This is a genomic window from Arthrobacter sp. B0316-5-4, assembly GCF_059090325.1.
On record NZ_JBNHFN010000001.1, the window covers coordinates 330,563 to 355,280 of the forward strand.

Annotated in this window: 19 protein-coding genes; 5 read left to right on the plus strand and 14 right to left on the minus strand. The window is 64.5% G+C overall.

The window, feature by feature from the left end; all coding sequences use genetic code 11:
• Positions 1-10: 10 nt before the first annotated feature.
• Genes AC5RU9_RS01485 through nudC form a run of 3 tightly spaced genes read right to left on the minus strand, consistent with a single transcriptional unit; the run spans position 11 to position 3,752 of the window.
• Positions 11-634: a M48 metallopeptidase family protein gene (locus AC5RU9_RS01485; protein ID WP_494015072.1), complete on the minus strand. Its 624-nt coding sequence runs from the start codon at positions 632-634 to the stop codon at positions 11-13.
• Positions 634-2,766, minus strand: a complete 2,133-nt coding sequence (locus AC5RU9_RS01490) for an ATP-dependent DNA helicase UvrD2 (protein ID WP_494015073.1) — start codon at positions 2,764-2,766, stop codon at positions 634-636. The genes AC5RU9_RS01485 and AC5RU9_RS01490 overlap by 1 nt, the downstream gene beginning before the upstream one ends.
• Positions 2,763-3,752: an NAD(+) diphosphatase gene (gene nudC, locus AC5RU9_RS01495; protein ID WP_494015074.1), complete on the minus strand. Its 990-nt coding sequence runs from the start codon at positions 3,750-3,752 to the stop codon at positions 2,763-2,765. The genes AC5RU9_RS01490 and nudC overlap by 4 nt, the downstream gene beginning before the upstream one ends.
• 172 nt (positions 3,753-3,924) lie before the next feature.
• Here nudC and AC5RU9_RS01500 point away from each other — a divergent pair, with 172 nt between their 5' ends.
• Complete coding sequence (locus tag AC5RU9_RS01500) at positions 3,925-5,181, plus strand: macrolide 2'-phosphotransferase (RefSeq protein WP_494015075.1); 1,257 nt, start codon at positions 3,925-3,927, stop codon at positions 5,179-5,181.
• A 3-nt stretch (positions 5,182-5,184) separates the two neighbouring features.
• Here AC5RU9_RS01500 and AC5RU9_RS01505 read toward each other — a convergent pair whose 3' ends face one another.
• The 3 genes from AC5RU9_RS01505 to AC5RU9_RS01515 are packed head-to-tail and all read right to left on the minus strand — an operon-like array spanning position 5,185 to position 12,433.
• Positions 5,185-8,691 carry an ATP-dependent helicase gene (locus AC5RU9_RS01505; RefSeq protein ID WP_494015076.1) on the minus strand — a complete coding sequence of 1,169 codons (3,507 nt, stop codon included), beginning with the start codon at positions 8,689-8,691 and terminating at the stop codon, positions 5,185-5,187.
• The gene (locus tag AC5RU9_RS01510) at positions 8,688-12,020 is read right to left on the minus strand and encodes an ATP-dependent helicase (RefSeq protein WP_494015077.1); all 3,333 of its coding nucleotides are present in this window, start codon (positions 12,018-12,020) and stop codon (positions 8,688-8,690) included. Before AC5RU9_RS01510 ends, AC5RU9_RS01505 begins: the two co-directional genes overlap by 4 nt.
• The gene (locus tag AC5RU9_RS01515; protein WP_211714238.1) at positions 12,017-12,433 is read right to left on the minus strand and encodes an MGMT family protein; all 417 of its coding nucleotides are present in this window, start codon (positions 12,431-12,433) and stop codon (positions 12,017-12,019) included. Before AC5RU9_RS01515 ends, AC5RU9_RS01510 begins: the two co-directional genes overlap by 4 nt.
• 66 nt (positions 12,434-12,499) lie before the next feature.
• Between AC5RU9_RS01515 and AC5RU9_RS01520 the strand changes: the two genes are divergently transcribed.
• The 4 genes from AC5RU9_RS01520 (at position 12,500) to AC5RU9_RS01535 (ending at position 16,011) form a co-directional block, all read left to right on the plus strand.
• Positions 12,500-13,210, plus strand: coding sequence for a 3'-5' exonuclease (locus tag AC5RU9_RS01520; protein ID WP_211714239.1), 711 nt, complete (start codon positions 12,500-12,502; stop codon positions 13,208-13,210).
• A gap of 339 nt (positions 13,211-13,549) precedes the next feature.
• Complete coding sequence (locus AC5RU9_RS01525; protein WP_494015078.1) at positions 13,550-14,500, plus strand: ABC transporter substrate-binding protein; 951 nt, start codon at positions 13,550-13,552, stop codon at positions 14,498-14,500.
• Between the two features lie 12 nt (positions 14,501-14,512).
• Positions 14,513-15,277, plus strand: a complete 765-nt coding sequence (locus AC5RU9_RS01530; protein ID WP_211714241.1) for an amino acid ABC transporter permease — start codon at positions 14,513-14,515, stop codon at positions 15,275-15,277.
• Entirely contained in the window at positions 15,274-16,011 is a 738-nt protein-coding gene (locus AC5RU9_RS01535; RefSeq protein ID WP_211714242.1) for an amino acid ABC transporter ATP-binding protein, read from the plus strand. The genes AC5RU9_RS01530 and AC5RU9_RS01535 overlap by 4 nt, the downstream gene beginning before the upstream one ends.
• Positions 16,012-16,095: 84 nt before the next feature.
• Here the strand turns inward: AC5RU9_RS01535 and AC5RU9_RS01540 are convergent, their stop codons facing one another.
• The 8 genes from AC5RU9_RS01540 to hemQ all read right to left on the minus strand — a co-directional run bounded on the left by AC5RU9_RS01540 (position 16,096) and on the right by hemQ (position 24,693).
• Complete coding sequence (locus tag AC5RU9_RS01540) at positions 16,096-17,382, minus strand: glycoside hydrolase family 3 N-terminal domain-containing protein (protein WP_494015079.1); 1,287 nt, start codon at positions 17,380-17,382, stop codon at positions 16,096-16,098.
• 113 nt (positions 17,383-17,495) lie between these two features.
• Entirely contained in the window at positions 17,496-18,815 is a 1,320-nt protein-coding gene (hemL, locus tag AC5RU9_RS01545) for a glutamate-1-semialdehyde 2,1-aminomutase (protein ID WP_494015080.1), read from the minus strand.
• Positions 18,816-18,858: 43 nt separating this feature from the next.
• Positions 18,859-19,938 (minus strand): LLM class flavin-dependent oxidoreductase, encoded by a 1,080-nt coding sequence (locus AC5RU9_RS01550; RefSeq protein ID WP_211714245.1) that lies wholly within the window; start codon positions 19,936-19,938, stop codon positions 18,859-18,861.
• Positions 19,938-20,918, minus strand: a complete 981-nt coding sequence (gene hemB, locus AC5RU9_RS01555; RefSeq protein ID WP_494015081.1) for a porphobilinogen synthase — start codon at positions 20,916-20,918, stop codon at positions 19,938-19,940. The genes AC5RU9_RS01550 and hemB overlap by 1 nt, the downstream gene beginning before the upstream one ends.
• A complete protein-coding gene (locus tag AC5RU9_RS01560; protein WP_494015082.1) occupies positions 20,915-21,790 on the minus strand; it encodes a uroporphyrinogen-III synthase in 876 nt (291 codons plus the stop codon). The genes hemB and AC5RU9_RS01560 overlap by 4 nt, the downstream gene beginning before the upstream one ends.
• On the minus strand, positions 21,777-22,775 hold the full coding sequence (hemC, locus tag AC5RU9_RS01565) for a hydroxymethylbilane synthase (protein WP_494015083.1): 999 nt from the start codon (positions 22,773-22,775) through the stop codon (positions 21,777-21,779). Before hemC ends, AC5RU9_RS01560 begins: the two co-directional genes overlap by 14 nt.
• On the minus strand, positions 22,772-23,995 hold the full coding sequence (locus tag AC5RU9_RS01570) for a ferrochelatase (RefSeq protein WP_494015084.1): 1,224 nt from the start codon (positions 23,993-23,995) through the stop codon (positions 22,772-22,774). The genes hemC and AC5RU9_RS01570 overlap by 4 nt, the downstream gene beginning before the upstream one ends.
• Complete coding sequence (gene hemQ, locus AC5RU9_RS01575; protein ID WP_211714250.1) at positions 23,992-24,693, minus strand: hydrogen peroxide-dependent heme synthase; 702 nt, start codon at positions 24,691-24,693, stop codon at positions 23,992-23,994. The genes AC5RU9_RS01570 and hemQ overlap by 4 nt, the downstream gene beginning before the upstream one ends.
• Positions 24,694-24,718 lie beyond the last annotated feature (25 nt).

Below are 24,718 nucleotides of genomic sequence, written 5' to 3' on the forward strand. Positions count from 1 at the left end.
TCCTGCTGAATCAGCAGTCGTCGCTGGCCGCCTCGTCGTGGCCATTGCTGTCCGCGCCGCTCGGCAGCCCCCGGGACGTAGCGAAGGCCACACCTTCCAGAAAAGCCTTGGCGCGCTGCGTTTCCGGATAAGCCTCCACCAACCGCCAGAAGTCGGCATTGTGTCCGGCGACGAGCAGGTGGGCGAGTTCGTGCACCAGGACATAGTCGATGACCCACTGCGGCATGGGCTGGAGCTTGTTCGAAAGCCGTATGGTGCCATCCGCCGGAGTAGCTGAACCCCAACGCGAGTTCTGGTTTCCAACCCAGCGGACCGACGTCGGAACTGCCCGCCCGCCAAGATACGTCCGCGAAAGATGCGCGGCATGACTCGCCAGTGCTTGGTCCGTCGCAGGACGTCGCCTGCCGGCACCTGCCTGGCGCTCCCCCTGCTTCTTGAGTTTGGACAGCATGCGCCCCACCCATTCGCGTTCCTGGGATGTGGTGAAGCTCGCCGGAATGGCCACAACAGCATTGCCGTCTTCCCAGAAGGCAGCGACCGTCCTGCGCCTGCGGGCCGACCTCCGTACTACCACCGGAGCGCCATCTTCAGTGACCAACGGGATGCCGGCCGCGGCCGAAGAAGGGCGCCCCATCAGAGCTCAGTGCTCTCAGCGAGCACAGCCAATACAGCCTCACCGTAGCGCTCAAGTTTGGAGGGGCCAATACCCGCCAAGCCTGCCAACTCCTCAAGGGAGGAAGGCCGTGCCTCGGCAATCGCCGTCAACGTCGCATCGGTGAAAACGACATACGCAGGCACGTCCGCCGACTGGGCCTCTTCCTTACGCCATTGCCGCAGGGCATCGAAAGTCTGCTCCTCATACGTGGGAGGACATTGGTTGCAACGCCCGATTTTCCGCTCGGCTCCGGTGGCGAGCATGCTCCCGCACACCCTGCACGACGCCGGGGCGGCAGCCTTGCGCCGCACAGGACCCGACTTGCTGCGTGCATTTGCGGAAGCCACCGAATCCGGACGAAGCCCATCGAGGAAGCGCGAGGGTTTCCGGTTGGCCCGGCCACCCGGAGTACGCGCGGTGGACCACGACATAGTGAGGTGCTCACGCGCACGGGTGATGCCCACGTAGAGCAACCGGCGCTCTTCGTCCACGTCCTCAGGAGTGTCAGCGAAGGAAATCGGCATCAAGCCTTCGCTGAGGCCCACCAGGAAGACGGCATCCCACTCAAGGCCCTTGGCAGCGTGGAGTGAGGCCAGCGTGACACCCTGAACGGTGGGAGCATGCTGTGCAACCGACCGCTCCTGGAGCTCGTTGACGAATTCGGCCAAGGTGAAGGACTCCCCCCGGCTCACAGCAAGTTCGTCGGCCAGCGCGACCAACGCGGCCAAGGACTCCCACCGCTCCCGCAGGGCTCCCCCGTTATGTGGGGCCGCATCGGTGTAACCAAGCGAGGCGACGATATCCCGTACCACCTGGCCCAGCGATTCCTGGGGGCCCTCGGCTACGGCACGGGTAGCGGCACGCAACTGCAATATTGCGTCCCGGACTTCCTTTCGGGCGAAGAAGCGTTCACCGCCGCGAAGCTGGTAGCCGATCCCGGCTGAAGCCAGTGCTTGTTCGTAAGCCTCCGACTGTCCGTTGGTCCTGAAGAGGATGGCTATTTCGCTGGCCTTGACCCCGGTATTGAGCAATTCCTGGATTCGGCCCGCCACGACGGCAGCTTCCGCTTCGTCGTCAGGGCACTCCATGAACCGCGGTTCCGGACCGGCTGGGCGCTGCGCGATGAGCTGCAGCGGCGGGGCCCAGGCAGCGTCAGCCGCCGGGCCTCCACTTCGGCGCGAGCCAAGGAGCTCATTCGCCAACTTCACTACCTGCGGGGTGGACCTGTAATCCCTGATGAGCTTGGCGACGGTAGCGCCCGGGAACTTCGCTTTGAATCCGAGCAAATGCTTTGGCGAAGCCCCAGTGAAGGAGTAGATGGTCTGGCTGGCGTCACCCACCACGCAGAGCTCGTCCCGACCCCCGAGCCACAGGTCCAGGAGCCTTTGCTGGAGGGGCGAAACGTCCTGGTACTCGTCCACCACGAAATGGCGGTATTGCTCCCGGACGGTTGCTGCCACTTTCGGGTCTTCCTGAAGGATCCCCACAGTGATAAGCAGGACGTCTTCGAAGTCGATGACGTTTCGGTCCGTCTTGATATCCTCGTACGCCTGGAACACCCGGGACACTGCCGTCAGGTCGAAACCTCCGGGGGTTCCCCTGCCTTGGGCGTTTTCCAGGTAGTTGGCGGGTGTCAGCATGGACACCTTGGCCCATTCGATCTCGGCAGCCAGGTCCCTGATGGAGGCACGGTCAGTACTGAGGCGGAGCCTGCGGGAGGCCTCGGCGATCATGTTGGCTTTGTGGTCCAACAGGCTGGGCAGCGTGCCGCCAATAGCCTGGGGCCAAAAGAACTGCAGCTGCCGCAGGGCTGCGGCGTGGAACGTTCGGGCCTGGACATTGGCAACGCCGAGGTCTCGAAGCCTGCTTCGCATTTCAGCGGCGGCCCTGGCGGTGAACGTGACAGCCAACAGTCGCTGGGGGCTGTACACGCCCGAGTGCACACCGTAGGCGATGCGGTGCGTGATGGCCCGGGTCTTGCCGGTGCCCGCGCCGGCCAGGACGCACAGGGGACCTGTCAAGGTACTGGCAACTTCGCGCTGCTCTTCATCCAGGCCACCCAGGATGCGTTCCTCAAGGGAGGTACTGGCGTCGAAAAGGTCTGCTGTCACGGCTGGAGGTCTTCGATGACGCCGCCGTACCAGTGCTCAATCAGGGAGCGTGCAATGGACAGGCGCGTGGAGATGGTGATCTCGCCACTAAGGACCGCTTCCTGCAGTTCCTCACGGCTGAACCACCGCGCACGGGTGACCTCGACGCCGTCGGGCCGCGCCACGGCGTCGTCCGTCGTGGCCGTGAACCCCAACATGAGCGAGGCGGGGAAAGGCCAGGACTGCGATCCGAGGTACTGGCAGGCGGTCACACGGACGCCCACTTCTTCCCCGATCTCGCGCACGACAGCCTGTTCCAAGGACTCGCCCGGCTCCACGAATCCTGCAAGGGTGGAGTAGTTCCTGGCATCGGCAGGTCCGCCGCCGCCAAGGAGGAGCCGCCCGTCCGGGCCCACAACGGTGACAATGATGGCCGGATCAGTGCGGGGATAATGCTCCGAGTTGTCCTTTGGGCATCGCCGAACCCACCCTCCGGCTTCGATGTCAGTGGGATTTCCGCACTTGGGGCAATGCGTGTGGTTTGCGTGCCAGTTGGAAATGGCGCTGGCCTCGATGAACAAGGCAGTATCGATGGCGTCCAGCCGTGCGGCAACCTCCCGGAAGCCGGCCCACTGGACATCCGAAGGCACAGCCAACGTGCCGGGAGCGAGGGGCTGATTCACTGTGAACAGCAGGACGGGAGTGCCTTCCGCCAACGACGACGGTGTGAGGGTGGTGCCGAGGTAGATGGCCGTGACAGCACCGGCGTCGGCTTCCTGGAGGGCGTTCCACAGCGTCGTTGCGTCACCAAACCAAAGGCCGCTCTCGGTGAGCAGCGCCTTGCGCTCCGAAATCACCATGGCCCGGGCACTACCGGAAGCGATGAGTTCCTCGACCATGCCAGGCTTCATACGGGCGGCCGAACCGCGGTCCACCATTGCTGGTCGGACCGGCAAGACTGTGTCCATAAGGTGGTTGGCCAGTGCCGGGGACTCCGTATAACTCATGTATCTACCGTACTGACTCGTACCGACAAAAAACATTTGGCCGGGCCCCACCTTGTGGACACCTGGACAGGATGCCGGTGGAACGACGCATTCTGCCCTGTTTTACTGCGGATCTGAAGACTCGCCGCGCTGCATCATGGCCTGAGGCCGCACTCAATCTACCGTGGAAGACGTGAGAAGAACACCGCTCGAACTGGCCGCTATAGCAACCGCGGCGGTGCCTGGATTGGCGCCGACGGCTACAGCCTATTCCCCCGACGACGACGCCGACTTCGATTCGGCGTTGCTGCTCGACGCGGAAGGCAAGCGCTGGCGCGTCCGTTCGCCGCGCCATCCAGAAGCAAGCACCCGGCTGGAGACCGAGTTCATGGTGCTCCGCGCCTTCGCACCCGCCATCCGGGCTGAGCTGCCGTTCCACGTCCCCACCATCGCAGGCACGGTGCGGCAGGGCGCGCTCACCACCTTCGTTTACGCCCATCTGCAAGGCGGGATGCTATCCATCGAGGAACTCTCGGCTGGCACTCCGGCATTGGCGCGTGAAGTGGGAGCCGCTTTGGCAGCCATCCACGACCTGCCGTTGACGCTGGTCACCAACGCGGACCTTCCCAGTTATTCTGCCAACGAGTTCCGGCAACGCAAGCTCAACGAACTCGACCAGGCCGCCACCACCGGCAAGATTCCGGCAACATTGCTTCGCCGCTGGGAACACGCACTCGAAGACGTCGCCCTGTGGCGGTTCAACACCTCGGTGGTACACGGCGACCTTCACGAGGACAACCTCATGGTCCAGGATGACTCCGTGACCGCGGTGACCGGCTGGACCGATCTTCGCATTGGCGATCCCGCCGATGATTTTGCCTGGCTGGTGGCCTCCAACGAGTCGTCATTCGTCGAAGCGGTCCTGAGCCACTACACCCAGGCACGCCGCGAGACTCCTGATAACCACCTCCTTCGCCGCGCCGCCCTGCTGGCCGAGTTCGCCCTGGCCCAATACCTCGTAAAGGCAATGGCCGCCGGACACCAAAGCATGACAGCCGAGGCGGAGTCCATGCTCCAAACCCTGGCAAACGACATCGAAGAGCAGGCCCGACGCGACGAAGCGGCCCAAGCCGCTGAAGACGAAGCAGCCGCTCACGAGCTCGCCATGGCGGCCGCCTCGCAGCCGCCTGTCAGCGTCATGGCGATTCCCGACGTCGGACCATCCGTTTCGGTGGCGGCCATCCCCGCCACCACAGAACCGGCGGGTGCCACACCCGCTGGGCCTGCCAATGAGGAAAAGGACCCGGAAATCATCGGGGACGAGAACGCAGAGGCCCTGGACAACGCGGGCGAAGCCGGCCCGGGAGCCCAGGTGGACCATGACGAGACCTCGACTGCCGCCATTAGCGTGGTTAACGTGACACCATTGCATTCAGTCGACCGCTCGTAGGCCTCAGGCGCTGTTCTTCAACGCACGCGCAATAATCTCCTCCAGTTCTTCGGCTGTGCCCAGATCATGGGGCCTCACCACGGAGTCGTCCACCACGTAGTAGAACGCGGCACTGACGTCGTCGAGGGGCACCCCTTGCAGCCGTGCCCAAGCGAGCCGGTACACGGCGAGTTGAACTGCGCGCGACGCCAGCTGTTGGCCGGAGGGCCGGCGGCCGGTCTTCCAGTCGATGAGCTGCCAATGCCCGTCCGGGTCACGGAAGACAGCGTCGATGCGTCCGCGGACCACGACATCGCCAATGCGGGTTTCCACGGGAACTTCCACGAAAGCGGGGGCACGATGGGCCCACTCTGATTGTTTGAACGCCGACACCATGTCATCCAGGCCGTAGGCCTCGTCGATGTGCGCGTCGGAACCCGGCGCTTCGTCAAGGTCGAGCATGCCAGTTGTCCCGAAGTACTCCTCCACCCATGCATGGAACGCCGTACCCTTACGGGCAGAGATGCCAGGCTCCCGGGGCACGGGCCTGCGGAGTTGGGACAGGACAGCGGCTGGGTCAGCACCGAGGTCCACGAAAAGGGACGCAGAGATGTGGCTGGGCAGGTGAACATCCTGGACTGATGTACGCATCCGCTGGCGGTCCAGCAGGAGTTCGGCCTCCTGGGACCACTTTGAGGCCACGCCACTCAATTCATCAAGGGCGACACCGGGGGTGGGACGTTCTATGAACTCGCGAACCGAAGCAGCCGCCTGGTCCATGGCAGCCCGACGCCCTGGAACCAGCCTGAGACGCGCGCCGGTCCTGGGATCGGACGGGCCTTCCAAAGGATCATAGGGAAACCGGGCTACTTCCAGGGTCGCGGTCAACGGGCTTTCCTCCGGCAGGGCTTCCTCAGCTACGGATTCCGGATGGACGACTGCCCGCCCATTCCTGCGGGAAGGTCCCGGCTCCGCGCCGTCCCCTTCCAACCCCGCAAGCGGTGCCAGTTCTGAAAGGAAACCCGACATCGAGGCCATCCCTGAACGTGAACCATTCCAGGCTGCGCTGGAGGCCCACAGGACGAATTTCGCCCGGGTGTAGGCCACATATGCCAGCCTGCGTTCCTCTGCCTCGCCGTGATGCTGGACCTCTGACTTGAAATCCTTCTCTGCGTCCAGCCACCCCTTCTGGTCAGGCTGGTCAAGGTCCCACTGGGGAAGGTCGGCGCGGTCCCCCCGCAACGGCCACGGCAATGCTGCAGCTCCGCTGCTCCATCGGGAATCCCGGTTGCTGGGGAACGAGCCGGCGTTGAGCCCGGGAACAAAGACAACGTCCCACTCCAAACCCTTGGAGGCATGGACGGTCAGCAACTGCACGGCTTCCCTGTTGGTCTCCACCGGGGCGACGTCCAATCCGCCCTCCTCTGATGCTGCCGCCTCCAGCCAGGACAGGAAAGCCAACAAGTCGATACGCTGCGACGTCTGCAGGAACCCGGCCGCGGCGTCCTGGAACGCATCCAGGTTGCGGCGCGCCTGGTGAATGCTGATACCTGGTTTGGCGGCCACTTCGATGTCGAGGAGCATAGCCCGTTCCACTTCTCCGAGGAGCGTGGTGAGGTCGTCGCCAATGTAGCTCCTGAGGAAGCGAAGTTCCGAGGCGAGCCTGGCCAGGCGTTCCAGGGCGGCCTCGCTCAAGCTCCTTCCGTGCCCGGACGTCCAGCCGGGCTTGGGCAGGAAGTCCAGTGCCTCCACCAGACTTGCAGCGTCGGTGATGTCGCTTTCAACCACCACCGCGGCAGGCTCCTCATTGGCATCGAGGGGATCGGGGTGGGAAGCGGGGGCAGACCGGCGACGGGCCAGCGAACGCGACCAATCGCTGAAAGCCATCAAGTCCGCCGGACCAATGCGCCAACGTGCGCCGGCCAGCAACCTCATCAGGGCATCAGAACGTCCGGGATCTGCCAGGACCCGGAGGGTGGCCACCAGGTCCACGATCTCCGGCGTGTCCAGCAGGCCTCCCAGACCGACGATCTCGTACGGGATTCCTTGCAGCTCGAACTCACGACGAAGGCACTCCATCTGGGCGCGCCTGCGGCACAACACGGCCATCGTTGGCCGGACGGGCGTACCGTCCTTCTCCTCTTCGAAGACGGTCCGCTGGTAACGCCGGACATCGCGGGCGATGACGGCGGCTTCGTCCTCATCGGTGCTGAAACGCCCGATCACGACGCTCCCGTCAGCCGCCGCCGGGCTGGGAACCAGTGCCGGGACCGAGACGCTGGTGGCTGATTCCCTCTCCCCTGCCGGCCCATCTGTCTCCGCGGCCTTGTTCAGGGGCGACGCTATGGTGTTGGCCGCCTCCAGGATGTTCCGGCCGTTGCGCCAGGCAGTGGTCAAGTACGACGTCGGAGCCACGGAGTATGACTCAGTGCCGCCTGCCACATCAAGGTGCTTGACCGGAAACTCCTGCACAAAATGGAAGAGCTGGCCCGCCGAAGCACCCCGGAAGCCGTAGATCGATTGGTTGGGGTCGCCCACCGCGGTGACAGCATGGCCCTGTCCGAACAAACGGGAGAACAGGACGAGCTGGGCATGGGAGGTGTCTTGGAATTCGTCCAGCAGCACCACCTTGTAACGGGCCCGTTCGGTGGTGGCAGCAAGGGGGATGTCGCTGGCAATCCTGGCGGCAAGCGCCACAAGGTCACCGAAATCGAGGACACCCCGCTGTCGCTTGGCATCCTGGTAGCGGACCACCATGTCCGCGACGCTGGCACGCGTCCGGAGCATCGACGCCAGCTCACCGGCAGCCTGGGTGGGGTTCTTCTTTGCACCCGCTACGTACGGAAGCTCTTCGAAGGCGTGGACGCGTTCAAGGACCCATTCCCTGACAGCGGCCGGATCCTGGAGGTGTTCAGCACACTCCCCCGCCAGCTGGATGACGGCATTGACCAGGGTTGACTTGGCTGCGGTGAAGTGTTCGTAGTCGCCGTCGTAAGCCTCCACGACTTCACTGGCAAGCTGCCAGGACTGGGCGCCGCCCAGCAGGACGACGTCGCGTTCAATGCCCAACCTCAGGCCGTAGTCGGAGACGATGCCGCTTGCGTAGGAGTGGTAAGTGGAGACCTTGGGTTCGAGGTCATCGGCACCCATCAGCCCTTCCGGAAACCCGATGCTGCCATCGTCTTCGGCGGCAATCCGCTGCAGTGTGGCCAGCTTGGTCCGGATGCGACTGGCAAGCTCCCCTGCGGCCTTCCGGGTGAAAGTCACGCCAAGGACTTCTTCCGGGCGCACCCAGCCGTTTGCCACCAGCCACACCACGCGATCCGCCATGGTGGCGGTCTTGCCGGAACCGGCTCCAGCGATCACCAGGCGCGGTGTAAGGGAGGAGGCAATGATGGCTGATTGCTCGTCCGTGGGGTGGTTCTTCTCACCCAGGATGTCAGCCAGTTGCGATGGTGTGAACCGGGGCTCAGGAACGTCCTCCGCGCCAGGAGTGCTGGAGGCAGAACCATCCAGGAGCTCGATTGTCATTCGGTGACCTGCTTTCCTCTGGCGCACAACGGGCAGATATCGGGGAGGCGGCACCCATGGCCACCATGACCGCCTTTGCTGGGGTCGTGCCGGGCTTCGAACGTCGCCGCAGCCATCAACGCAGCAGCCTCATTGACCAGGCCCTCAGCCCAGTTATCGGCAGGGTCAAGCGGCTCCTGCTGTTGCACGGCAGGGCTCTTGGCCTTGGTTCCGAGGTGGGCCAGCACGGCTCCCCCGGGGACGGTGCCGTCAGCTGCTCCGGCGTCGGGCGTTTCCGTCCCGGTTCCGGCCTCCCGGAAGGCACCTTGAAGGACTGCCGCCTGGTATGCCCCCAGTTGGGGGTGCCTGGCAACTTCGGCTTTACCAGGCTGGCGTTTTCCGGTCTTGAGGTCCACGATGACCAGCCGGCCCTCGGAATCGATCTCCAATCGATCCACTTGGCCGCGGAGTACCGCGTGCCGCGTGTTCGCTGCCCCGGGATCGCCAGGGTCAACGGCGTCCACGTGGACATCGGGCAGCTGTACTTCAAAGTCATGCTCGACCGTCAGCAGGCTCCTTCCGTCGCTGCGCATGAGGAGCACATACTGGGCCAGCTTGCGGACCATGAGTTCAGCCCGCTGGAAGTCGAGCTTTCCCTCCCAATTGTCTTTCATGCCAAGGGTGGGCCAGCGCCTGACAAGCTCTGCCACGTACTCGGAACCGGACGCCTCGGGGAGCTCCTGGGCGATGCTGTGCACAAGGGTTCCCAGGCTGCGCGCGAAATCCGTGGCAGCCTCTCCTCCTGCGGCCTGGACAAACCAATCAAGGGGAGACTTGTGGACGGCTTCGACTTTCGAGGGTGAAACGGACACTGTGCCCCCGGGCGGCACCACGGCCGCTTCGGAGCTCAGCGGCGCCAGGCCCCACCAGGTGTCCGGGTGCGCGCCTGGGACAGGGGGCTCGGTGCCGGCAAGACGGGCGAGTATCCGCGCAGCCTCCCGCGCGGCTTCCGGACCGCCGGGACCGGACTCGCCTGCCTGCGCATGCTGCCGCAACTCCGCGACGAGCGCACGCAGCGTCATGGGACGGTCCACGGGCGTGTAATCGCGCCGGTACTCGCCCCCGCCCAGCGGCGCCACGTAGTCCAGGAAGGCCGAGGGCTGCTCGTCTTCAGAAGATACAGCGGTGCAAATGAGGACCTCGCGGGCACGCGATACTGCAGTCGAAAAACTCCTCAGTTCGTCGTAGCGGATGTCGCGGAGCCGGCTCAAGGGTCCGCGACTCAGGGCGTAGTCCACTCCATGCTCCACAGCGTCGGCGTACACGGTGCTGCCGAGCAGTTCGCCGCGCAACCGGGTGTTGGGCCACACACCTTCCTGGAGACCGGCAACGATCACCACCGGCCATTCCCTGCCTGCAGCGCTGGCCGGTGTCATGATCTCAACGCAGGCCTCAAGCTGGGCACGGGCCGCGAGGGTGTCCATGGGAAGTTCCTGGTTCATCAAGTACTCAAGGAACTGTTCGGGACCGGAGCCTGGCAACTGGTCCACGAACCGTTCTGCCGTATGGAACAGGGCCATCATGGCATCCAGGTCGCGGTCCGCACGCGCCCCGGCGGTGCCGCCTTCAAGCGCTGCGTCCGCCCAGCGGGAGGACAACCCGGTGGCCTGCCATAGTGCCCAGAGAACGGACTCGGCGTTGGCCCCGGGCTGCGCAGCGGCTGCGGCGCCCGCAGCGAACATTCGTGCCAGCCGGCGTGCCGAACTGCCCTCGATGCCCAGCGATGCCAGGGCCCCTGGCTGGAGCAGCGCCTCCACGAGCAAAGCGTCGCTGGACCGCCCACCGCCGCCCAGCAGTTCCTCGCGGCGCAGCGACTGCCGCAGCCTGCGCAGTTCGATAGCGCTGGCGCCACCAATCCGCGACGTCAGAAGGGAAACCGCTGTCTCGGGGGTCAACTTGGCAGGGTCCAGGACGATCGCGAAGGCCTCCAAAAGAGGACGTACGGCGACTTCGTCGCGGACGGCGGAGTCGGCCACCGGGACGCGAACGGGGATACCCTGGCCGCCCAGGTAGCGCTGCAACTGCGAAATCTGCCCGCCGTTGCGAACAATCACCGCGATATCGCTGAACTCCCACCCCTCCCGGAGCTGCGCTTCCAGGATGCGTTGGGCTACATAGCGCATCTCGTGGACGGCAGAGGGAAGAACGTGCCCTTCGACGCGGCCCTCCCCTGTGGAGGTGACCTCCCCGGCTTCTGACAGCGGCGGTTGTTCCATCCGCCGGGCGAGCTGACCGCCGGAACGCTGTGAAATGCGGGCGGCGACCCGCGTCCAGGCTTCGGCTACTGCCGGCGTGTGGCGGTGCGTGACCCACAGGGGAAGTTCAAGTACCTCCTGGGTGGCGCCGCCCAACAGGGATGGCAACTCCGCAACGAGGTCTGGGCGCGCACCCCGGAAACCCTGCACGACGGTATCCGGGGAATAGGTCACCACAACATCCTTGCCCTCCGCCACATCGGCGAGGAGCTCGAACACAGCAGGGTTGGATTCCTGGGCATCGTCCACGAGGATGAGCTGGAGGCGTTCGCGTTCGGCGGCCAGGAACGACGGCGAATCCTGGAAAATCTGGCGTGCCGTGGTGATGATTCCGGCGGGGTCGAAGGCCTCGGGCATTCGCAGGTCCAGGACATCCCTGTACTCGCTGTACAGCTCCGCCGCCGCCATCCAATCCGGCCGGCCACACTCATAGGCCAGGCCAACCAGGTCTTCGGCTGTACGGCCCGATTCGATGATGCGGTCGAACAACTGGCGGATCTCGTGGCGGAAACCGCGGGTGGGAAGGGCAGCCGTGAGATCCTCCGGCCAAGGCAAATGGAACCCCGGACGTGAGTGGCCCTCCAGCAGCTCTTTGATGATGAGGTCCTGTTCGGGGCCGGACAGGAGCTTTGGCGGCCGCGCCAGTGGAAGGATGCCTTCTGCCTTGGCCCGCCGGATGACGTCGAAGGCATAGGAAGCCCACGTCCGTGCCGGCGTCGTACTGAGGCTTCGGTCCAATCGCCCCGTGAAGGTGTCCCGCAGGCCTGCCGCCGCGTGCCGCGCCGGGGCAAGGATGAGAATGCTTCCGGGGTCCAAGCCATCCTCGCGGACTCGGCGGACAGCAGATTCGACGAGCACTGTGGACTTGCCTGTTCCAGGACCTCCGGGAACAAGGACGGGTCCACTGCCTTGCGGAAGCGAAACCACTGCCTGCTGGTCCGGGGATAGAACAGGTGCCGCGTAGTGGGTTTCGCGCGGCGGCAGCAGACGGAGTGCTGCCGAAGCTTTGCGGGGTTTGGTACTTGTCGCGGTCACACAGTCATTTCATCATCGGGCACCGACAAAATATGGAGTTGACGCTCCAACTGGTCCGAGATCACATCAAGTTGGTCGAATTCCGCGTCAGTGGGCGCCCATCGCGCGGCAGCCAGGTCCACACGCCAACGGCCCTCGCCCGTCAGCATGAATGCCTGGTACGCGCCATGCAGCGGGGTGGACTCGGCCAGGTAGTGCCGCAGGGCATCGGCTTCGTGCCCGGCAGGTGCCTCGCCACTTGCCCGCAACACCCTCCACCACGCTACGGGGCTGCCGTAATGGCTCATGACGGAGCCAACCTGCCGTGGGCCACCGGCGCCCAGAAGCTCGGCCACATCCCCGTAGGACACTGCTGAGCCGGACGGAACGAGGTCCACAACGGCCAGCACCGCCGTCACGTACTCCATCCGCATGTGTTCAGCGTAACGGCAGGAGTGTCGTGCCCAAATAGTGTCGGAGCCAGCCGGTAGCTTGAAGACATGAGCTCCTGGAACACCCTCTCCCGCGCCGCGTTCGACCTCGAGACCACCGGGAAGAACTCCCGTTCAGCGCGGATCGTCACCGCATCCATCACGGTGGTGGATGAACGCGGGGAGCTCATTGCGGAGCATGAATGGCTGGCGGATCCCGGCGTCGAGATCCCCCTTGAGGCCAGCGAAGTTCACGGAATTTCCACCGAGAAGGCGCGCGCAGAGGGCCGCCCTGCGGCCGAGGTCACCCGCGAGATAGCCGCAGTTCTTCAGGGACTTTTCGACGACGGCACCCCGGTGATTGCTTTCAACGCGAGTTACGATTTCACTGTGCTCGCGGCCGAGTCCGCCCGCTACGGCGTTCCGCAACTGAGCCGCTTCCCCGTCCTGGACCCGTACGTCATGAACAAGCAGGTGGACCGTTACCGCAAGGGCAAGCGAACCCTGACGGCGCTGTGCGAGGAATATGGGGTGGACCTTAACAACGCCCACACGTCAGCTGCGGATGCCCTGGCAACCTTGAGGGTGCTGGACGCCATGGCCGGCAAGTTTCCCAAGCTGCAGATGCCGGCGTCCACACTCCACCAGTTGCAAGTGGACTGGGCGGCATCGCAGGCTGCTGATTTCCAGCAGTACCTCCGCCGCAGCAAGCCGACCGCTGTTATCGAGGGCGAATGGCCCGTCCTTCCGCCCGAGGACGCCAGCCGGGGCGGCTTCTAGCCGCAACGCACGTTCGGGGAACCGTCGCACGCGGATTACGTTCTGCGACGCAAGTCACAAGGGACTTCGGGAACCTCCACCAGGGGTCCAGTCGTGCGCGGATTCCACGATGGTGCCAGCCTCCTGAATACTCCGGCGTCCATGTGGTTTCGCAAGGGAACTTTATTCGAATAAATCGAGGGTAGGCAACCACTTATTCGATTCACTATGCGTTGGTGCCCTGGTGACATAATTAAGTTTGGCGGGTTGAAGTCTGCTAGGGCAGCCAACTTTCGTTTCGCTGCCGTGTTCCCCGCCCAACGCGATACGTCTCCGTGACCCGATGAAAGTGATTTCTTCATGAAATTCAAAGCCCCTAAGTGGCTGTCTGTCGCCCCCGTGGCCGCAGCCCTGGTGATCTCCCTGGCAGCATGCGGCGGTGGATCCTCCACCCCGAGCGGCACCCCCACCGACGCCCTCGCCGGCAGCGACCAGAAGAGCCTGGACTCCTTCACCACCGCTGACGTCACCCCCTTGGACAAGATCGACAAGTCCAAGCTCGGCCTCATCACTGACGGCACCCTTCGCGTCGGCACCCTCTCCGACGCCCCGCCCAACATCTTCATTGATCCTTCCGGCAAGTTCACCGGCTACGACAATGAACTGCTCCGCGCCATCGGCGACAAGCTGGGCCTGAAGGTCGAATTCGCGTCGACTGACTTCTCAGCGCTGCTCTCCCAGGTGGGCAACAAGCAGTTCGACGTCGGATCCTCCTCGATCTCCACCACGGACGCCCGCCGCAAGACAGTCGGGTTCACCAACGGTTACGACTTTGGCTACATGGCCGTCGTGACCAAGAAGGATTCCAAGGTGACCGGCTTCGCCGACATCAAGGAAGGCCTGCGCGTCGGCGTTGTCCAGGGCACCGTCCAGGATGACTACATGACCAACACCCTCAAGATCGAGCCTGTCCGTTTCCCTGACTACAACACCGTCTATGGCAACGTAAAGAACGGCCAGATCGACGCTTGGGTTGCACCGTCGCAGCAGGCCGAGGGTCAGGTCAAGGAAGGCGACAACACCAAGATCGCCGAGAAGGTTGTCAACACCCAGAACTTCACCGCATATGCCGTGAACAAGGACAACAAGCCGCTGATCGACGCCCTGAACTCCGGTTTGGACGCTGTCATCGCCGACGGCACGTGGGCCAAGCTCACGGCCGAGTGGTACAAGGACCGTCCGACTGCTGCTGAGCAGACCCCCCAGGGCTGGAAGCCGGGCAGCAAGGCCGTCCAGATCCCCGCCAAGTAACCCGGACGTTCCATGGATATCCTCAACCAACTGGCCGAAAGCTTCTTTGACTGGAAGGCAATAGGCGAAGTCCTTCCCAAGATGTTCGCCGTCGGCCTGCCCAACACCATCGTGCTGGCTGTCGTCTCCGGCGTCATCGGGACAGCGCTCGGGATGCTGCTTGCCCTCATGGGGATTTCCCGGAACGCTGCGGCACGGTGGATAGCCCGCATCTACACCGACATTCTCCGCGGGCTTCCACCGGTGCTGACCATCCTGGTGATCGGGTTCGGTTTCGGCCCGATCATTCGTGAACTCACGGGCTCCACCAGCCCGTACCCCATGGCCATTGCGGCGCTGTCCCTGATGTCTGGTGCCTACATCGGTGAGATCTTCCGATCCGGCATCCAGAGCGTGGACAAGGGCCAGTTGGAGGCTACCCGCGCCCTCGGGTTCAGCTACGGTTCCTCCATGCGCCTGGTAGTGGTCCCACAAGGTATCCGCCGCGTGCTCCCGGCCCTGGTCAACCAGTTCATCGCGTTGATCAAGGAATCGTCACTGGTCTTCATGTTGGGACTCCTGGCAACTGAGCGTGAGATCTTCCAGATCGGCAAGGACGCGGCGGCCAACACAGGCAACCTGTCCCCCTACGTAGCTGCCGCCATCTTCTACCTGGCACTGACCATTCCGCTCACCCACTTCGTGAACTGGATTGATGGCCGGATGCGGACCGGCCGTCCGGAGAAGAAAGAACCGGACGAAGCAGCAGCCGTCGTTGGAAAAGGAGCCCAAGCATGAGTGAATTCGTTTCAGGCACATTGACGGCCAAGAACATCCACTTGTCCTTCGGCAGCAACCACGTCCTGCGTGGCATCGACCTGCACGTCGAGAAGGGCACCACCGCCTCGGTGATTGGTCCTTCAGGATCGGGCAAGTCGACGCTGCTTCGCGTCATGAACCGGCTCATCGAGCCGGACCAGGGCGACATCCTGCTTGACGGGCGCTCGGTTCTCAAGGACAACCCTGATGAGCTGCGCCGCCGGATCGGCATGGTCTTCCAGCAGTTCAACCTGTTCCCGCACAAGACGGTGGCAGAGAACATCTCGCTGGCACTGCGCAAACTCCGTGGCATGTCCAAGGAGCAGGCGCGGGACGAGGCCCTGAACCAGCTGGACCTGGTGGGGTTGAAGCACAAAGCAGATTCCCGGCCAGCCAACCTCTCAGGTGGCCAGCAGCAGCGTGTGGCTATTGCCCGCGCGCTGGCCATGAAGCCGGAGGTGATGTTCTTCGACGAGGCAACATCTGCGTTGGACCCGGAGCTCGTCAAGGGCGTCCTGGCCCTCATGACTGACCTGGCCAAGGGTGGCATGACCATGGTGGTGGTGACGCACGAGATGGGCTTCTCCCGCAACGTTTCCGATGTGGTGACCTTCATGGATGCCGGTGTTGTTGTGGAGTCGGGTCCGCCGGAACAGCTGTTCACGGATCCGCGCACGGAACGCCTCCAGGGCTTCCTTTCGGACGTCCTCTAGAAGCTACCCAAGCAACAGAAAACCCCGCCTTGCACGCCCCCTTAGGGGCTGCGAGGCGGGGTTTCGTGCGTTGAGAACCAGAAGCTACTGGCCGGCCTTGACCCGCAGTACTGTCAGCGCGGCGGCGTCCACCTTGGCACGGAAGGCCGGATCCGTTTGGGCCTTCTTCACCACAGCCTGGTGCATGGCGGGGATGCTGGCAGGGTCGGCGCACACCAGCATGGTTCCCCCGGCGGCAAAGAAATTCAGTGCCCGGTCCGCATCCGTCCATGCTTTCAACTGGGCGGCGCTGCACAGGTCATCCGACACGACGATTCCCGTGAACCCGGCGTCGGTACGCAGCATAGTCTCCATGATGGTCGGCGAAAACGGTGCAATGTTGGCGGGATCGATCTTGTCGTAGTAGGCATTTGAGACCATGACCCACCGGGCGCCACCTTTGATGGCCGCCTGGAACGGCTCCAGGGCGGGATCATTGCGTGTGGTGGCAGTGTCGCGGACCTCGCTGCTTACGTCCGTGTTCGGAACCACGCGGCCCAAGCCCGGGAAGTGCTTCACCACCGGAGCGACGCCGGCATCCTTCATGCCGTCGGCGAAGGCATTGCCCAACACCGAGACGTCGTGGGGTGTGAAGCCGTACTCACGCTGGAACTGGCCGATCGGGGCGTTGGAGGCCGCAAATTCGGGACTCGTGACGGTATCGAGGACGGGGGCCAGGTTCACGTTGACGCCAACGCTGCGTAGCTCCTTGCCCCAGACAGCGGCATCTGCGCGGAGCTTGGCAGGCCCAGCTCCGGCCTGCACAAGCGCTGTGGGCATCTGCGAGAAACCAGGACCGGACAGGACCTGCACAAAACCTCCTTCCTGGTCTGTGGCAACCGACAGTGGCAAACCACCGGTGGTGGAAGCGGAGACCGTGCTGGTCAACGATGACACCACGGAGGCTGCCGGCGCCGTTCCGGCTTTACTGCGTCCGCTCAAGTACACGTTTCCCACGTGATAGCTGTTCAGCGCCTCCATGGTTGCAGGCTCCACGCCGGTGGCCTTGGCAGCGACCATGAACAACTGTCCAACACGCTGTTCCAAGTCCAAGGTGGCCAGCTGCTGTTCAGCCGCTGATGGGGCGCTCGTCGTCGGCGTTGGGGCTGGAGCAGGAGGCGCTGGAGCGGACGACGGTGCGGATGGCGTTGCCGCCGCGGTGCTGGGGACCGGTGCGGCTGATGACGGGGAAGAAGAGGCCGACGGCGACGCCTGCGCCGGGGTGGGGGCGGAACCGCCACTGCCTGCAGAGCAGCCGGACGCCATGGCGAGGAAAGCTCCAGCCGCCGCGATGCTCATTCCGAGGGATGCAATTGTCTGGGTCTTGCGCATGGTAAACCGTTAATTCGTTGGGGTTGGGTTTCCATCTACGAGCCTACCCCGTGCAGGTACAACAATGCCCCGGGGAGCTACCTGGGGCAGCTCGCCGGGGCACGGTGGCCAGGTCAGGCCGAGGCGGCCGCAGCAGCTTTCGCAGCTGCCGGGAGTGCGTCGAAGATCCGGCTCATTGCCGCGTCGTCGTGGGCTGCAGACAGGAACCATGCTTCGAAGACGGACGGCGGAAGATAGACACCGGAGTCCAGCATGGAGTGGAAGAACGGCGCGTAGCGGAACGATTCCTGGGCTTGGGCGTCGTCGTAGTTGTGCACGCCGTGGGCAGAGGTGCCGAACGCGACGGAGAACAGGTTGCCTGCCCTCTGGATAGAGTGGTCTACTCCGGCGGCGTCCAGGGCGGACGAGAGGGCCGCTGAAAGCTCCAGCGAACGGGCATCAACGTGGGCGTAGACCTCAGGCGTCGCGTTCGTCAGCGTCGCGACGCCGGCGGCCATGGCCACCGGGTTCCCCGACAACGTTCCGGCTTGGTAGACCGGACCAACCGGAGCGAGGTAGTCCATGACGTCGGCACGGCCGCCAAGTGCCGCCGTCGGCATACCGCCACCGATGACCTTGCCGAAGGTGAGAAGGTCCGGCGCCCAGCCTTCCTGGCGGCCGGTCAGACCCCAGTAGCCGGCGTGGCCGGTACGGAATCCCGTGAGGACTTCGTCGAGGATGAGCAGCGCACCGTGTTCCTTGGTGATCCGGGAGAGTCCGGCGTTGAAGCCCTCCCCCGGGGTGACGACACCCATGTTGGCCGGAGCCGCTTCAGTGATGACGGCCGCGATGTTTTCGCCATGGGCGGCAAAGGCAGCTTCGACGGCGGCGAGGTCGTTGTAGGGCAGCACCAGGGTTTCCGCCGCAGTAGCTTCGGTAACACCTGCCGAGCCAGGCAATGCCAAGGTAGCGACGCCCGAACCGGCCGCGGCGAGCAGTCCATCGAGGTGGCCGTGGTAGCAGCCGGCGAACTTGATGATCAGGTTGCGGCCGGTGTAGCCGCGGGCCAGGCGTACAGCCGTCATGGTGGCTTCAGTGCCGGTGGACACCATCCGGAGGCGTTCGACGGCGGAGACACGTTCCTTGACGATGGCGGCCAGGTTGGCTTCATCCGGAGTGGAGGCACCGAAGGAAAGGCCACGGTCCACGGCCGCGTGGACGGCGTCGAGGACGGCTGGGTGGGCATGGCCCAGCAAGGCCGGCCCCCAGGAGCACACGAGGTCGACGTATTCCTTGCCGTCTGCATCAGTGAGATAGGCACCCTTGGCCGAAACCATGAACTTCGGGGTTCCTCCCACGGATCCGAAGGCACGGACCGGGGAGTTCACGCCACCGGGCATAAGGGACCGGGCGCGGTCGAAGAGCTGGTCGGAGACGGGGGTGTTTGAAGTCATGGTTCCTATTCTTTCAGTGATTCATCAGCGGCAGGGCCGTCGCCTATGGAGCCTCGGCAAGCAGCTCGGTGACCCGTGGGGCTACCTGTGTTCCGTAAAGCTCGATGCAGCGCATCATGGACTGGTGCGGCAGCGTCCCGTTGCTGTACTTGAGGTCGAAGCGGTCCACTCCGAGGTTCCGCTTCAGCAGGGCGATCTTCTGCGCCACGGTTTCCGGAGAGCCAACGTAGAGCGCGCCTTCGGGGCCGCACATCGCATCGAATTCGCCCCTGTTGCCCGGGCCCCAGCCACGCTCGGCTCCGATCCTGTTGCGCTGCTCAAGCCAGTGCGGGAAGAGTTCTTCGCGTGCAGCCTCGTCGGTATCGGCGATGAAACCCGGTGAGTGTGTTGCGATCTGGCGCATCGGATGGCCGTACTTGCCCATTGCCTCTCGGTAGAGATTCACCAAAGGCGCAAAGCGGCGGGGCTCTCCCCCGATGATGGCGAAAATGATCGGGTATCCGTATTCAGCACAGCGCAGGACTGATTCGGGTGTTCCCCCGACGCCGATCCAGGCGGGCAACAGATGGTGCTGCAGCTTCGGGTACACCTGGAGTCCGCTGACGTTGGGCCGCGTGCGTCCTTCCCAATGGACGGGTTTCTGCGCCCGTACTTTGTCGAACAGCTCGAGCTTTTCCTCGAAGAGGACCTCGTAATCGGCCAGGTCCAGGCCGAACAGCGGGAAGGACTCCACGAAGGAGCCCCTTCCGAGCATCACTTCGGCCCTGCCATCCGATATCGCATCCACCGTCGCGAACCGCTGGAACACCCTGATGGGATCATCTGAGCTCAGCACCGTGACCGCCGAGCCAAGTCGGATCCGGGATGTCACGGCCGCTGCCGCAGCAAGGAAAACTTCCGGTGCGGACACGGCAAAGTCACGGCGGTGGTGCTCACCTACGCCAAAAGCGTGGATGCCGACGGCGTCCGCCAGTTTTGCTTCTTCGAGCAGCTCCCTCAGGACTTGCGCGTGTTCCTTGGGATTGCCGTCGGCGTCGAGTCCTGCGTCGCCGAAGGTGTTTAGCCCGAGCAGGATCTGGTTCGCCGCTACCGGCGCGGTGGGGTCGGAGGAAACGGAGGTCATCAGGACTCCTTCAGCCAGCCTGCCAGTTCGGAGGCCCAGTAGGTCAGTACGGTATCGGCGCCGGCCCGCTTGATCCCCAGCACGGACTCGGTGATGGCACCACGCCTGTCGATCCAGCCGTTGGCGGCAGCCGCTTCGATCATGGCGTACTCGCCTGAAATTTGGTAGGCCGAGACGGGTACCGGGCTCATGGCTGCGACGTCGGCAAGGATGTCCAGGTAGCTCATGGCCGGCTTTACCATGACCATGTCCGCCCCTTCCTCCAGGTCCAGCTCAACTTCAAGGATGGCTTCGCGACGGTTGGCCGCGTCCATCTGGTAGGTTCGGCGGTCACCCTTCAGCTGGGAATCAACGGCTTCACGGAACGGGCCGTAGAAAGCGGACGCATACTTGGCTGCGTACGCCAGGACAGCTGTGTTCTTATGGCCGGATTCCTCCAGCGCTTGCCTGATGACGGCGATCTGGCCGTCCATCATGCCAGACGGGCCCAGGACGTGCGCGCCGGCATCAGCTTGCGCCACCGCCATCTGGCCGTAAATCTCCAACGTGGCGTCATTGTCCACGTAGCCCTCGGCGTCCAATACACCGCAGTGGCCGTGGTCGGTGAACTCGTCCAGGCAAACATCGCCCATGACCACCAGGTCGTCACCGACCTCGGCTTTGACGTCGCGGATTGCCTTGTTCAGGACACCGTCAGGGTCAAGGGAGGCAGTGCCCTGCGCGTCCCGCACTGCGGGTACGCCGAAGAGCATGATGCCGCCCACACCCAGCTGCACGGCCTCGGCGGCAGCGCGCTTCAGGGAGTCGGTAGTGTGCTGGACGACGCCCGGCATGGAGCTGATGGGGCTCGGTTCTGTAAGGCCCTCCCGGATGAAGGCCGGGAGGATCAGGTCTGCGGGGGCCAGCCGGTTCTCGGCGGTCAGCCTGCGCATGGCGGGAGTTGTGCGCAAGCGGCGGGGACGATGGTTTGGAAAGCTCATTGCGGGTTCCCTTCGTTGGCGAAAACAGATTCCAGGGCGGCCACGATGCCGTCCGGTGTTGGTTCTTTGGCGGTGGCAGCAACGGTGAGTCCGAGCTGGGAGGCTGCCGCCGCCGTCGGACGTCCAATGGCGATGACCTGGCAGCGGCCCAGTTCCGGAAAGTCCCTGGCGATGCGCCGTGCGCCGCTGGGCGAGGCGAGCACCACTGCGTCCATCGTCCCGGCGTCGAAGGCCTGACGCGCTTCCGCGGGGCTCACCGTCCGCGGCGCATGGTCTTGAACCACGACGGCGGACGGCAGTTCCGCCCTCAGGCGGCGTTCAGCGCGGGCAGGGTAATCAACCGTGTGATAGGCGGTCACGGCGGTGACATCGGCGCCCTTGGCGGCCAGGCCTTCACGGAGGCCCGGTGCGGCGATATCGGCCTGGGGCAGGAAGACCTGCTCGGGCGCCGCTGTCCAGAGGCCAAGGAGGCCCTCGGCCGACTGTGCCTCGGTTGGGGCCAGCGCTACCGTGAGTCCAACGGATTCCAGAGCCTGCCTGGACGATTCGCCAATGGTAGCCACCCTGGTGCCGGCCGGCACCAGCTGGGCAAGGGCGACACCGCGTTCGGCAGCCTGCTCCAGGAGGACCCGCACGGTGGTGATGCTGCTGACCACCAGCCAGTCGAAACCTCCCGCTGACAACCGGTCAACAGCGGCATCCAAGGGCGAGCTGTCTTCGGCCCGTTCAAAGTCGATCAGTGGAAGCACTAATGGCTCCGCGCCAGCTCCGGTAAGGAGCGAAGCCAAAGCCTGGGCGCGGTCGGCGGTCCTGGTAACCAGGATGCGCCGGCCGGCCAGGGCCTTTGGTTCCAGGGGCTTAGGATGCGGCAAGGTCCGCAATCTCCGCGGCACCGGCAGCGAGCAATAGCTCAGCCACCTCGATGCCCAGCAGGGTGGCTCCCACTTCAGTCAGGCCGTCAGTGGCCTTTTTCTCGCGCACGGTCTTGGTGCCGTCCACTGAGCAAACAGCAGCTTCCAGGTGAAGCATGCTCCCCTTGCGGAAGGCAAAGGCACCAACAGGAGCCGCGCAACCGGCCTCAAGCCTGGCCAGGACCGCCCGTTCGGCTGTGACTGCAAGGCGCGTGTCTTCGTCGTTCAGCGCGGCAAGCGCCTGGGCCAACACGCCGTTGGAGCCCTCCGTTGTGCCTGCCTGGCGCGGAGCATCCTCCGTCCGGCATTCGATGGCCAGCGCCCCCTGCCCCGGTGCGGGCAGCATGACGTCGGTTTCGAAGAACTCGCTGACGGTGTCCAGCCGGTCCATCCGCTCCAGGCCGGCAGCGGCGAGCACCACGGCGTCGAGGTCGCATGACTTACCGGCAATAACCTCGGACGTAGTGTTTCCCGGGAGCCCCGGGACCCTGCCGAGGCGGGTGTCCACATTGCCTCGGATATCGAGGACCTCGATGTCCGGGCGCGCGGCCCGAAGCTGGGCTGCACGACGGGGTGAGCCCGTGCCCACCTTCGCCCCGCCCGGCAGTTCCGCGAGAGTCATGCCGTCGCGCGCGCAGAGGACATCCCGCACGTCGACGCGCTTTGGCGTCGCAGCGATACTCAGGCCGAGGGCCGCCCCTGTGGGCAGGTCCTTCAAGGAATGCACGGCGACATCGCAGGTGTCAGCCAGCAACGCATCCCGAAGTGCTGCGACGAAAACGCCCGTGCCGCCCATTTGGGAGAGGGAACCGGTCTTGACGTCGCCCTCGGTCCTGATGTGCACGAGGTCTACCGGGAAGCCGCCGACAGCAGCCAGCTTGTCGGCAGTCTGCTGCGTTTGAGTCAGGGCCAGCTTGCTGGCCCTGGTGCCAATGCGGACGGTCACTTGGCGGCCTCCGACGCGGCGTACGCGTCATGGCCGATGCCAATGCGGGTACCTACTTCGGCAATGACGGGCTTGGCACCGCGGAAGTTCTCGCAGCAGTTGGGGCGGCACACGTCGTACCACGGTCCGAGGTCGGTGACATGCGGACGATCGGCGATGTTGTTCTCCACGGTACGTTCGCAGATAAGGTCCACGAGGCCGGAAACGAAAGCCGCGTGCGTGCCCGGCGTGGGAACGCGTGTGGCCTCGATGTTGAGGTTCTTGCACGTTTCCAGTGCTTCCGTGTCCAGGTCCCAGGCAACTTCCATGTGGTCGCTGACGAAACCCAGGGGCACAATGACAACGCCCCGGACACCTTCCGGAGCAATCTCCTCAAGGTGGTCGTTGATGTCCGGTTCCAGCCAGGGAATGTGCGGTGCGCCCGAGCGTGACTGGTACACGAGATCCCAAGCAACGTTGGGTGCCACGGTGTCCATGATGGCCTTGGCGTTGGCAAGGTGCTGGGCTGCGTAGGCAGATCCCTCAGCGAACTCGCGCGGCTCATCGTCGGAACGACCGGCTGCCTCGGCATCGCGGGTGGGAATGGAGTGGGTAGCGAACAGGACCCGGATCTTCGAGTCCGGGTCGGCTTCGCCGGCAGCAGCCAGCTTCCCGCGGATTTCTTCCAGACCGGCGGCTGTTCCCTCAAGGAAGGGCTGGACTACCCCGGGGTGGTCGAAGTACTGGCGGATCTTGTCGACCTCGAGCTTGCCGTCCAGGCCGGTTTCGGTCAGGGCCACGCCAATGTCTTCGCGGTACTGGCGGCAGCTGGAGTAACAGGAGTAGATGCTGGTGGTGAGCATCAGGATCCGGCGGTGGCCGGCGTCGTACGCGTCCTGCAAAACGGGGGCGATGTAAGGGTCCCAGTTACGGTTGCCCCAAAGGACGGGCAGCTCGATGCCGCGCTGTGCCAGCTCCGCTTCGATCGCTGCCTTCAGCTCGCGATTCTGCTGGTTGATGGGGCTGATGCCACCGAATGCGCGGTAGTGGTGCGACACCTCTTCCAGCCGCTCGTCCGGGATGCCGCGCCCGCGGGTGACGTTGCGCAGGAAGGGAATGACGTCTTCCTGGCCTTCGGGTCCACCAAAGGAAGCCAGCAGGACGGCGTCGTACTGCTTGGGTTCCTGGCGGCCACGCTCGGTCACGCTGTTGGGTTCGGTGGAAATGGGGAACTCGCTCATGCCAGGACCTCAGCAATCTCGGCGGCGCTGACGCGGCGGCCGGTGTAGAAGGGGATCTCTTCGCGCACGTGGTTGCGGGCTTCGGTGGCACGCAGGTGGCGCATCAGGTCAACCAAATCCACCAGTTCAGGAGCCTCGAGCCCGAGGATCCACTCCCAGTCACCCAGGGCGAACGAGGAGACCGTGTTGGAAATGACCTGCGGGAATTCGCGGCCGAGGAGGCCGTGGTCACGGAGCATCTTGCCGCGTTCTTCGGCCGGCAGGATGTACCACTCGTAGGAGCGGACGAACGGGTACACGCAGAGCCAGGTGCTGGGCTCGACGCCCCGGGCGTATGCGGGCACGTGGCTCTTGGCGAACTCGGCCTCTCGGTGCACGCCCATGGCGGACCAGACGATCTCCGTTCCTGCGAACAGCTTGCTACGGCGGATGGAGCGGACGGCGGACTGCAGGTCCTCCGGCTTGGCGCCGTGGAGCCACACCATGATGTCGGCGTCCGAGCGCATCGCCGACACGTCATAGCTACCGCGAAGGACCACGCCGCCATCGGCGAGCGTTTCGGTCAGGGCTTCGAATTCCTGGACAGCATCGCCGCTGCGCAGGACGTCGGCCGAGCGCTTGAAGACGGTCCAAAGCGTGAAGAACTGCTCGTCGGTTCCAGCAGTTTTAGTGACAGATTCGGCAGAAGTGTGGCTCATGGTTCAAGTTTGCCCCGTGCCAGCC